Source organism: Paenibacillus sp. Y951 (assembly GCF_056786395.1).
Genome location: NZ_JBXCIY010000013.1, coordinates 100,497 through 112,038, shown reverse-complemented (window position 1 = coordinate 112,038; position 11,542 = coordinate 100,497). Strand labels below are relative to the sequence as shown.

General features: G+C 38.2%; 13 protein-coding genes. 5 read left to right on the top strand and 8 right to left on the bottom strand.

Translation table 11 applies throughout. From position 1 onward, the window contains the following. Positions 1-275: 275 nt before the first annotated feature. The 3 genes from AC1TPB_RS17960 to AC1TPB_RS17950 all read right to left on the bottom strand — a co-directional run bounded on the left by AC1TPB_RS17960 (position 276) and on the right by AC1TPB_RS17950 (position 4,354). Complete coding sequence (locus tag AC1TPB_RS17960; protein WP_482077769.1) at positions 276-1,553, bottom strand: tyrosine-type recombinase/integrase; 1,278 nt, start codon at positions 1,551-1,553, stop codon at positions 276-278. Positions 1,554-1,651: 98 nt separating this feature from the next. After that, a complete protein-coding gene (locus tag AC1TPB_RS17955; protein WP_482077768.1) occupies positions 1,652-2,242 on the bottom strand; it encodes a stalk domain-containing protein in 591 nt (196 codons plus the stop codon). Positions 2,243-2,377: 135 nt separating this feature from the next. Further along, complete coding sequence (locus AC1TPB_RS17950) at positions 2,378-4,354, bottom strand: glycoside hydrolase family 127 protein (RefSeq protein ID WP_482077767.1); 1,977 nt, start codon at positions 4,352-4,354, stop codon at positions 2,378-2,380. Positions 4,355-4,475: 121 nt separating this feature from the next. Between AC1TPB_RS17950 and AC1TPB_RS17945 the strand changes: the two genes are divergently transcribed. Then, entirely contained in the window at positions 4,476-5,354 is an 879-nt protein-coding gene (locus AC1TPB_RS17945) for a helix-turn-helix transcriptional regulator (RefSeq protein WP_482077766.1), read from the top strand. Positions 5,355-5,761: 407 nt separating this feature from the next. Here AC1TPB_RS17945 and AC1TPB_RS17940 read toward each other — a convergent pair whose 3' ends face one another. From AC1TPB_RS17940 to crcB (AC1TPB_RS17930), 3 genes are all read right to left on the bottom strand, one after another. Continuing rightward, positions 5,762-6,751 carry a glycoside hydrolase family 43 protein gene (locus AC1TPB_RS17940; protein ID WP_482077765.1) on the bottom strand — a complete coding sequence of 330 codons (990 nt, stop codon included), beginning with the start codon at positions 6,749-6,751 and terminating at the stop codon, positions 5,762-5,764. A 98-nt stretch (positions 6,752-6,849) separates the two neighbouring features. Beyond that, positions 6,850-7,209 carry a fluoride efflux transporter CrcB gene (crcB, locus tag AC1TPB_RS17935; RefSeq protein ID WP_482077764.1) on the bottom strand — a complete coding sequence of 120 codons (360 nt, stop codon included), beginning with the start codon at positions 7,207-7,209 and terminating at the stop codon, positions 6,850-6,852. After that, positions 7,206-7,589, bottom strand: a complete 384-nt coding sequence (gene crcB, locus AC1TPB_RS17930) for a fluoride efflux transporter CrcB (protein ID WP_482077763.1) — start codon at positions 7,587-7,589, stop codon at positions 7,206-7,208. Before crcB (AC1TPB_RS17930) ends, crcB (AC1TPB_RS17935) begins: the two co-directional genes overlap by 4 nt. Before the next feature lie 149 nt (positions 7,590-7,738). On the opposite strand from crcB (AC1TPB_RS17930), the gene AC1TPB_RS17925 reads away from it, so the two are divergent. Beyond that, entirely contained in the window at positions 7,739-8,062 is a 324-nt protein-coding gene (locus AC1TPB_RS17925; protein ID WP_482064192.1) for an alpha-helical endospore appendage domain-containing protein, read from the top strand. A 31-nt stretch (positions 8,063-8,093) separates the two neighbouring features. After that, a complete protein-coding gene (locus AC1TPB_RS17920; RefSeq protein ID WP_482064191.1) occupies positions 8,094-8,435 on the top strand; it encodes an alpha-helical endospore appendage domain-containing protein in 342 nt (113 codons plus the stop codon). A gap of 316 nt (positions 8,436-8,751) precedes the next feature. On the opposite strand, the gene AC1TPB_RS17915 is transcribed toward AC1TPB_RS17920, so the two are convergent. Beyond that, entirely contained in the window at positions 8,752-9,354 is a 603-nt protein-coding gene (locus AC1TPB_RS17915; RefSeq protein ID WP_482077762.1) for a hypothetical protein, read from the bottom strand. Continuing rightward, complete coding sequence (locus tag AC1TPB_RS17910) at positions 9,329-9,775, bottom strand: alpha-helical endospore appendage domain-containing protein (protein ID WP_482077761.1); 447 nt, start codon at positions 9,773-9,775, stop codon at positions 9,329-9,331. The genes AC1TPB_RS17915 and AC1TPB_RS17910 overlap by 26 nt, the downstream gene beginning before the upstream one ends. A 226-nt stretch (positions 9,776-10,001) precedes the next feature. On the opposite strand from AC1TPB_RS17910, the gene AC1TPB_RS17905 reads away from it, so the two are divergent. Continuing rightward, a complete protein-coding gene (locus tag AC1TPB_RS17905) occupies positions 10,002-10,130 on the top strand; it encodes a hypothetical protein (protein WP_482064188.1) in 129 nt (42 codons plus the stop codon). 80 nt (positions 10,131-10,210) lie between these two features. Then, positions 10,211-11,536, top strand: coding sequence for a cytochrome ubiquinol oxidase subunit I (locus AC1TPB_RS17900; protein ID WP_482077760.1), 1,326 nt, complete (start codon positions 10,211-10,213; stop codon positions 11,534-11,536). Positions 11,537-11,542: the final 6 nt, after the last annotated feature.

The window sequence follows — 11,542 nt, the reverse complement described above, 5'->3', positions numbered from 1 at the left end:
TAATAAGACTTTTTCATCTTTCTTTACCATTACCATGGTATATAATTTATGTTCAATTTTTTCATTCAATTATTATCACAACTTTCAATTAAATTAGGTACGATTTCGCGGCTCTTTCCTATAACACATTATTTGCGTATTTCGTTTATAGTGCCTAGATCTGTTGTTGTGCGTATTTCGTGTTATCAGCTTCATTTAGTCTGTTTACGCACTTTGTTAACTTCGTTCCACCTCCCCTCATTCCATAATTCTCCTTAATAGTACTGCCCCGCTACTTACATGTCCAATGGGCTTTTTATGCTGCGTGCGTTGATGTTTGTTACGTGGGTGTACTTTTGAGTTGTACTTATATGTTCGTGACCTAGTAGTTCTTGAATATAGCGTATGTCTATGCCGCCTTCTAGTAAATGTGTGGCAAATGAATGTCTGAGTGTATGTAGCGTTACGTCTTTATGAATAGTCGTCTTGGCCAACACTTGTTCAAATACTTTCTGTACCGTTCGCTCTGTAATATGACCTTTGCTTTGTTGACCTGGAAAGAGCCAACTTGTTAACTTATAGTTAGCTTTATACTGTATGATCGCTTGCCACGCTGCTTCAGATAATAAAGTATAACGATCCTTTCTACCTTTTCCTTGGCGAATCCGCAGTAATTGTCTATCCAGGTCAAAATCCTCCAGCTTCAAGCGAACGACTTCACTTACTCGTAACCCGGATGAATAGGTAATCATAATGATGGCACGATGTTTTTCATTTTGAATAGTTTTGAAAATGAGTTTGATTTCAGCTAAAGACAATACTTGCGGCAATTTCTTCTCCGTCTTTGGTCTTACATATTGAGTTGTATCAGTTTGCTGTAATACATGCTGTGAGTAGAATTTACATGCACTAATTGCTTGGTTCACGTAGGAGTGTGAGCGATCCTGGTCCAGAAGTAGAAGAGCGTATGCTTCAACAACACCCTTAATTACATCACTTTTCAACTCTCTTGCTCTCATATAATCGATGAATCGTGTAATATGTCCCCGATATACGGAAATCGTCTTTTTACTGTACCCTCGTAGTATTAGCTCTTGTTGAAGGATGTCAAGTTGCAGTTGCACTGCCTCTGCTTGAAGTATTTTGGATATGGGAAATCCAGTGGTCTTGGTAGTATTGGAAACATCAGATGTATGTAACACCTTTGTTGTAGCTGTCTGTGAAGAGAGGTTTGTAGTGTTGTCATGCTGCGTTGATCGTTTCTCATCCTTGTTATCATTTACAAACCATTGCGGATTAAGAAATTGTTCTAGCTCCATCTTCTTTCTTGTAAATGCTCGGCAATGGACTAATAAATAACATTCATCCTGTAAAAGTGTTTCAACAGTGATGTTTTTCTCATGCAATAGCTCGATTAACAGTGTAACAGCTGAAATGGTGTATGGAATTAACCAAACTTTCTGATGATGATCATATCGCCTGCGATTGATTTCTTTTACTTTTTGAATGATCTCCGCATTGTATCGGAATGCTAGAACTAGCCACTCTTCATCTTGCTTAGTTAGATAGATCATCGAACATGCCTCCATTATACCATATTATACAATTACTAGAAACGACAAAAAGGTCCCAAGCATTAGCTCGAGACCCGATTCTTTCGGTCAATCATTTATTATTTGATACTAATATAAATTTTGTTATTATCTTTGTCAAATGTAATCGCAGCTCCTAGATCGCCTACAATATCTCTAATTGGTGCATACGTCATATTATTTTTAGTAATAACGTTTTTACTAGACATTGACAGCGTTGAACTCTTTTTATTTTTTGTGATTGTGATCGTATCTAAAGCCTTATCTATTTCAAGAGTTGCACCTATTGCTTTTACGACGCTTCTAACTGGGAAATAGTTACTGTTATCTTTAATAAGTATATCATTGTCTAGTTTGACTAAAGAATCATTAACATATAATTTAACCGTTGATTTTTCATATTCTGCTTTTTTGACAGTAGTAGTTTTCGATGTGTTTGTGCTGCTACTGCTCTTCTTAGTTGATTTGGAGCTCGTGGAGCTTGAACTGCTGCTTGTAGATTTTGGACCTGAATGATAATGATAGCCCGTACATAATCCTTTGCTTATTGATTTTGCAGAGCAATTATGTCCTCCATTCGCATCTGTTCTACCCGAATGAGCAGCCGTTGTTGGTACAAACAATGCAATAGATAGTAGCATAACGATAAATAATTGAATTGGTTTTTTCATAATGTCCCCCATAAATGTGTATTAGGATGAACTGGCTTGGAATTTAGTTTACTTATGCTATAGCACAACAAAAATCCACGCCTATTAGTCAGAATAAGCTTCTAACATTAGACGTGGATTAGTATTAATGCATAATTACTTTGCTAACTCATTAACCCATACCATCATTTCACCCTCGCCACGATTAGCCCATGTGTAGTAAGGAATGAACGTAAGTGCAATTGGCGTTTCTTCGAATGCTACATCAGCAGCATACAACTGATCTGACCATGCTTGAGCGTTAATACTCACCCCTGCGGCCTCAATCGTATATACACCATCCGCCAGATCATTGTTGAATTTCAAAGTGAGGTCTGCATCGCTCGGTAGCTTCACTTGCTGTAGTAATTTCCCGTTATCTGCTTCCTCGATGCAGTATACAATTGGTCCGCGCTGAAGGGCAACCTTCCCTGCATTTGCTTTCACTTTCGGATGACTCTTCATACGTTTAATACTCATATCAAAGTTAAGTTCTACAATATCTCCAGTTTGCCATTGACGCTTAATCATCGCATAACCATCTTCAGTAATTTCGGCAACTTGAAGCTCTTTCCCATTTACGAGAATTGTTGTTTGTGGCGACCAGTTCGGAATACGAATCGCTAATGTCATCTCTACTTGCGCAGTTGTCGTCAGCTCATATTTCACTACTCCACTCCAAGGTAAGTCAGAAGCTTGCTTCAACGTTACAGTAGAACCATCAATATTCAGTTCTGTAGTCCCACCGATAAATAAGTGCGAATACACGGTGTTGCCTGACACGGAATACATATAATCGCCTAATGATGCTAGCAAACGAGCTAGGTTAGGAGGGCAGCAAGCACAGCCAAACCATTCTTGACGAACTGGCTTTACATGGTTGTAATTTTTATTATGTCCATTGCATTGCTCTGGTTGTACTTCCAAAGGATTAACATAGAAGAAATGCTTACCATCCAATGACATACCTGAAATTACTGTATTATAAAGCGCACGCTCCATCACATCAGCGTATTCGCTTTTTGTCTCAAGCTGTAGCATCCGCTGTGCTGCAAAGATTAAGCCGATGGATGCACATGTTTCGGAATAAACGGTATCATTAGGCAGGTCATAATCTACCGAGAAAGCTTCTCCATGAACCATAGAACCAATTCCGCCAGTGATATACATTTGCTTATGAACGATGTTGTTCCATAGTGTACGACTAGCTTCTATTAAGCTCGCATCTTTCGTTTCTTTCGCAATGTCGATCATACCAGCTAGCATATAGACAACGCGAACGGCGTGCCCCACTGCTACATCCTGTTCACGCACAGGCTTGTGTACTTGGAAATACTCAGGATCAATTTGAATACGACCATTATGCCAAATACTGCTCCAGTCACGCTTTTCAGCTTCTTCTACAAAGAAGTTATTCGTTCCACGCTGATCGATAAAATATTTACTTAATTGAAGATATTGATCTTCGCCGGTAATATGATAGAGCTTAACTAAGGCAAGCTCTATTTCTTGATGTCCATCATAGCCTTGAATTTGACCTTCTCCATCACCGAACACATTTCCAATATCATCAGCCATCCGACATACGATATCAAGTAGTTGACGTTTGCCAGTTGCTTGATAATAAGCAACACCTGCTTCGATCATATGTCCAGCGGTGTATAACTCATGCGCTTCTGTTAAGTTTTTCCATCTCAGTTGAGGTTCCTTAATAATGAAGTAAGTATTAAGATATCCCGTAGCTTGCTGTGCTTTTTCAATAATTGTAATCATATCATCAGCGATCGCTTCAAGCTCGGCATTCGGCTCCTTACATAGTAAATAAGCAACTGCCTCTAGCCATTTCGCGACATCCGTATCCTGGAAGACGAAACCGTAAAATTCTCCTTCTGCTAATCCCGCAGCAATTTTGAAGTTTTGTACAGCATGGCTTGGCTCGGCTCCTTCTACGCGATCATTTATAGCTTCCCATTGATATGGAACAACGACATCTCTAACTAACTGTATGTATTGACTCCAGAATGGATCAACAATATTAACTTGCTTCATTGGAATAAATTGAATAGGTTTTGTCAATTGAATGGGTGCTGTCATAATTACACTCTCCTATTGTATTATTAGTTTCTCACACTCTATACAGCTATTTTATGTGTTACTATGAATATATACGATACAGAATTCCAACTTGATTATTATAAAATTTCACACTGATGGAGTGATTATAATTAATGCTATAAACTATTTATATTTCAATGCTCCGCCCTCGCCCTACTATTTAGAAAGCGGTTTTCAAGTTCACGAAACGGGTGATACTCATCCGAATCGAACGAGTTTAGGATTTTTTGACTTCATTCTTGTTCGAGAAGGCACTTTACATATTGGTGAAGATCACGAGCATTGGCAATTAGAAGCTGGTCAATCGCTTATTTTATTGCCTAATCAATCTCATTATTCTGTGAAACCAGCACAAGGTCATATACTGTTCTACTGGATTCATTTTCAAAGTATAGGTGCATGGACGCAAAGTGATCAGGAGCATATTAAGCTTAATATTGAGAAACATCAGCAATGTTTTTACCCCACTCCATACACAATTCAATTACCGAAACATACGACCTTTCCTTATCCTCAACAAGCGTTTCAATTACTGGAGCAGATGAATGAGGCTAATAAAGAAAGAGAATCGAATGCCTATTGGAAAAAGCAGCATGCTTTCGAGCAGCTACTGAAGATGATGGATATGAGGCAGAATAATGATGATGTGACACCAATCGTTAGATTAGCTGAGCAAGTGGAAAACTTTATTAGAAACCATTATCAGGAATCAATTACAAATGAACGGCTCTCCTACACCTTCAATTATCATTACAACTATATTACGCGAGCAATGAAGCAAATGTATGGCATGACGCCTAATGAATATGTGATGAAAGTTCGTATTGATCAAGCGAAGAGCTTATTACTCAATACACATTGGACGGTTTCCACGATCGCAGAGCATGTTGGGTTTGAAAACATCCCTTATTTCTCGAATTGTTTCTCCAAGCATATCGGAGTATCCCCTTCCCAATTTCGCAATAAATTTTATGAATAAAGAGAGATCTCTCGGATATTTCGTTGAATGATGTGAAATACTGACTGAATTAGCTGTGAAAAGTTAGCTTATGCTTTCGAAGCGACTTTTTGTCGCTTAGAAGCTAGTCTTGAAGGTCGGGTGAGTCCGCAAGTTGGTGAATGGCATACTGGTTCAAGTCATCTCCTGGAGTACAGCACTGAAAACGATTCGTTAATGATAGCGCTGATCATCATGTAGTAGGAACGAAAACGAAAAAACCTACCTTAGTAAGCATACGATTAAGCTACAAGCTGTTTGCAGCTAAGTAGTAGGTCGTAATTGCTTTAAGGTAGGTTTTATTATTGTGATCAATTATAATTAATTTCAACATCTATTAGAGCAGATGATGTAATTGACTGTCTTGATCGTTCGTATAGTAATAACAATTACGCCTGCTCACCGTATGGGAAGATCGTTATAATTGTACCATCTTCGTTATACTTTAGCTCGGTAAATTTCACGCTACGTTTGTGGTTAACGCCACCCGAAAGCGAGCAATCATGATAGAATAGATACCATTTATTTTTGAACTCGACAATAGAATGATGCGTTGTCCAACCAAGAACTGGCTCAAGAATTCTACCTCTGTACTGGAAAGGACCTGTTGGCGACGTGCTCGTTGCATATACAAGATAATGTGTAGAACCAGTTGAGTAGCTCAAATAGTATAGCCCGTTATATTTATGCATCCACGGACCTTCGAAATATCTACGATCCAAATCACTCGCAAGCAGAGGTGCGCCATTCTCGTCGACAATAACAAGCTCTTGAGGATCTGTTTTGAAAGTAAGCATATCATCGGACATCTCAGCTACTACTGGACCAAGTGCTGGACCATTTACATCAGGATCTGCTGCATCTGCAATAAATTCCCCTGACTGCCACTTTTCAAGCTGGCCCCCCCATAGACCACCATAATACATATAAGCACGATCATCTTCATCAACAAATACTGCGGGATCGATGGAATAGCTTCCAGGAATATAGTTTTCTTCAGGCTTAAATGGACCTTCAGGCTTATCACTTGTCGCTACACCAATACGGAAAATTCCATCATGGTCGCGCGCTGGATAATAAAGGTAGTATATATTATTTTTGAAGGCTGCATCTGGAGCCCACATCTGAGCACTTGCCCATGCAACATCACGAATATGAAGTGCTTCACCATGATCAATAACTGGAGCATCGATATCATCCATCGATAGAACATGATAATCCTCCATTTTGTATTGATCACCATTATCGTTATCAGGGCCATCATGATCCAAGTCATGTGATGGATAAATGTAAATTTTATCATTAAATACATGTGCAGAAGGATCTGCTGTGTAAATATGTGTTACAAGAGGTTCATTTTGCTTCGTTAATTTAGTCATTATACGTTCTCTCCCTGTTTAGATTATTTAGTATTCTGTATTAATGTACACGCGTTCATTATTGCCCATATTGGTAGCGTTGTCAATAGTTATTTTTATTACTTGAATAACCAATAGCCAACATATGCAGCTGCTAAGCCTACTGTAACTGAAGCGATCATATAACTAAACGCCTTGATGTACTGCTTTTGTTTCATATACATGACCCATTCATAACTAAATGTTGAGAATGTTGTGAATGCTCCAAGAAAACCAACACCGAGCAATAACCATATCCATTGTGCTAACATCGTTCGTTCATATGCTGAGAAAAGACATCCAAGCACTAATGATCCTAATATATTAACAAGAAAGGTAGCTCTAGGAAAATCATCCGTATTTTTAGTGCCGTAATAATAACTAATATAATATCTAGCGCAAGCACCTAACGCCCCCATCACACCAATCGCTAGAATCATGTAGCTACCTTCCTTCTCCTAAACTTTTCTACTACTATTATGGCTAACATAGCGGCAAAACCTCCGCCGACAACATTTCCCAACATATATAGTAAAGCAGCCCCATATTGTTCTTGCTCCAAATAGCGTAGCATATCAACTGAAAATGTAGAAAACGTAGTAAATGCTCCTAGCAAGCCCGTTCCGAATGTCCAGCGGATTTCTTGATGCCAGCGCATCTTAATTGTTACTACACTATACAATAACGCTAATAAAAAACTCCCAATAATATTGATCCATAGTGTAGCCAGTGGTTGCATCGCTATCCACTGCTCGCTAATGCTATATCTCATTATCGCACCAATAAAGCCACCTACTGCTATATATCGATAGGCCTTCATGTGGTTCATCATCCTTTAAATAACGTTGTAATTTATGATACCAACACTCCAAGCGATCACATGTAAATAGTTAATAATACTTATGACATAAGACATGCTTATCGTACCATATATTAAATGAAGTGAGAACTTTTAAGGAGTGATCTTCATTGTCTCAAGCCAATATCCCCAACATCACACCGGATATTACGGTAACGAAGGAGCAAAGCCTACACCTTTTACTTAGCTCGGTTGCTATGAATGAGCTAGCATTCTCCCATCTTATTAATGCTCAAGCGGAGAAATTACAAGCGTTCGTAGCTTTCGCTAATGAAGCAACCAGTCTCAACACGAATGATTTTATCCAAATGAACAGAGCAGTGTCAACATTTATTGAAGATTTGACCATGGGACAATGGCTTAACTTGAAAAAACTCGATCGTACAATAGCTTTGCTCGATAAAGATGATTTCGACGACGATTATGATGAATAATCTACATTCCATAAGTGAAGGAGTGCATTAAATGTCATTACCTAACATCCCAAATATTGATCCCCAAATAACCCTCTCCACGGAAGACGTTTACAACCTATTAATGGCTTCAATAGCGATGAAAGGTCTTGGACTAAGTCACCTTGTCAACGCCGAGGCTGAGAAAGTACAATTCGCTTTGGGGACGCTTCATGCTGCATATGATCCTGCCTGTTTGGACGATATTTTGAAAATTAACGATTCTGTACGTAAAACTATGAGTAGTGTTATGCAAACAGAGTTAATATTACTTATGCAATTATCCACTACAATAGAAAGCTTTTGCGAAACACCTTCATGCGAAGAAGATTCTGATTCTGATTGTACTGAGTAAAACAATAGAGACGCTCAAACTTTATAATGAAGTTTGAGTGTTTTTGCTGTTTGTTAGATTTCAGATTAGATTCTAGTAAGCTTAGGTGTATGTCGCCATATTGTGTCCTTCTCTCTCTATCTCGCATATTGTATATCATTACGAACAGATTGAGAGGGATTACAATGAGTAAAAACCATTCGAGATGTAAATGTAATAGAGTAAATAGACGCAATCATAACTGTCTTTGCAATAACCGACGCAATGCAGTGAGCGTACGTCGACAGACTAGACGAATTAATTCATGCTGTTAATTACTCCACAATACAAAGAAAGCCTAGTCTTTTTTCAAGACTAGGTTGGATGATGTTACAATCGGTTCCAATATCGCGATTTGACCAATTTGACCTGATATACCGACTGTTTTTAAGTAGTCGGTATAATTCTTATTTCCTCGTAATGTCAATTTATGATTACTCTCGTCTAGAAAGGACTGTTTATTCTTTTCTTCATTAGTCGCTGTATACTTAGCTTCAATCGAAATAGCTAGATCCGCCTCAAGATTTTTGTGCCTTGAATCTTTTTGCGGAGCTGGTTTCAACTTACTAACAATATTGATTATATTCCAAATTCGAGGAGCGTATAGTTTGATAGATTTGTCTGATACACTCCTTGTATTGGAGCGATTTCGTACATAGACATCCTCTATTTCTTCGAGTCGCGGGAATAGTTCGTTAATTTTTTGATACGTTCTCATTTGTAAAAGTATTGCGTCTTCTATATTAACTCGTAAATGTGGAAGTCGATGTTCAATTTGTTTGTCGATTTTCTCGAGAGTCTCAATATTAGCTTTCACTACGGTTGCTAGCCTCCAGATAATCCCTTCCGCTTGCTCAATATATTTAATTTCTTCCTTATTCAGCTCGTTCACCTTGCTCAAATAGCTTTATTGATGAGTCAAGAAGCTTAATATGAATTCTTTGCTTCTCATTGAGTGAATCAATAACCCTTCCCACCGTTTCTTGAAACACTATAATCTCTTGTCTTGTTGGATGAAAAGAAAATTGACGATCCTCAGAAAGAAATACTTGAATATGTTCCGCTTCCGCTTGAAGTAAGTGTGATAACGCCGTTTGATCATATAATAGTAGCTCTAACCATTGTATATATAAGGCTCTTACTCGCTCACCATGATTGATTTCTACTGGAGGCTCATCTGAAGGAATTTGTGAGCGTTGATGGACATCTTCAATCAACGGTTGATCTATATCCTCCATGTCGAACTCTAACTGAATAACTTCATCTATTACATTATCTTGTTTCAATAAATCATCATTATTCATATGTTCATACCACTGCAATACATACACCCCCATTACTTATATATATGTATAGCTTTATTTAGTGGGATATTATTTTACAAGTCATGCCTCATACTTACTATATGAAGAGATTAATGCAATCATGACGAATATCCCTTTCCTTCTTTTTCATTGAATTTATTAAACCTATACATATATTTTCTATCAAATGGAAAGATATATACAGCTGAACAAGTAACTACTTCCAATATTTAAAGGAGCCGACATGAAAAATACGCTATGGTCCAAAGAGAATCGCGATAAAAAAATTCAATTTCAAGAAAAGAAATTGATTACGGTATGTTTCATCGTTGCTGGCATTATGTCACTTGCCTTGTTGCGTAAATGGCTATAGCTTACGCTTTCGAAGTGACTTTTTGTTTACAAAAAGCAGCATAAGAAAGCTAACAAAAAGTTTTAGGAGAGAATAACAATATGAGCTATGATCCAGTAGTATTTAGTAGAATGTTAACGTCATTAACTTTAGCGTTTCATATTATCTTTGCAACAATTGGGGTCGGGGTTCCTTTATTTATAGCACTTGCTGAATGGATCGGCATCCGTAAAAATGATTTTGAATACATACTTATGGCACGACGCTGGGCACGCGGATATATCATAACCGTTGCCGTAGGCGTAGTGACAGGAACTGCTATTGGTCTACAGTTAAGCTTATTATGGCCAAGCTTTATGCAAGTAGCGGGGCAATCCATTGCTCTTCCGCTCTTCATGGAAACGTTCGCCTTCTTCTTCGAAGCGATTTTTCTAGGGATCTATATGTACACCTGGGACCGTTTCAAAAATAAAAGAACACATCTATGGCTGCTTATTCCCGTAGTTATCGGGTCATCAGCATCAGCTATCTTCATTACCATTGTAAATGCATTTATGAATTACCCTGTAGGATTTACATATTTAGATGGGCAAATTGTAGGGATCAATCCTTATAAAGCAATGCTTAGTCCAGCGATGCCATCGAAAGTGGCACATGTGTTATCATCTGCCTATTTAACATCAGCATTAATACTTGCTGCCATTGCTGCCTTCGCTTATTTGAAAGGTCAAAGACATCGCTATCATCGTAAAGCATTAAAACTAACGATGATTTGTGCATTTGTATTTATGCTTTCAACTGCGCTAATTGGCGACATTTCCGGCAAATATCTCGCTGTTTATCAACCAGAAAAGTTAGCTGCTACTGAATGGCATTTTGAAACAACATCACAAGCACCATTAGTGTTCGGCGGGACGCTTGATGAAAACCTCAACATTAAAAATGCGCTGATTATTCCTTACGGCTTAAGCATCCTTGGGTTTAATAATCCTAATGCTGAAGTAATCGGATTGGATCAATTTCCCCAAGAAGATTGGGCTCCGTTATGGATCCATTATATCTTTGATATGAAAATGAGTTATGTTGCACTGCTTACTGCAATAACCACTTTGTTCATCGTTCAATTAGTTCGCAAGAAAGGGAATATATATCGCAAGTGGTTGCTATGGTCTGTCGTTATAGCCGCACCACTTGCTATGTTGACGATAGAGCATGGTTGGATTTTTTCAGAGGTCGGCCGACAACCATGGATTCTTCGTGGATTGATGAGAACTGCTCAAGGTGCAACAAAATCTGATCATGTTGATCTTATGCTGTTGTTGTTCTTTCTACTGTATCTTGTCCTTGGTATTACTTCGACTAAAGTACTTATCAAAATGTTCCGTAACAATAAGGCTGAAGATGAACTTGCCTTATATGAAAAGTAGAGGGTG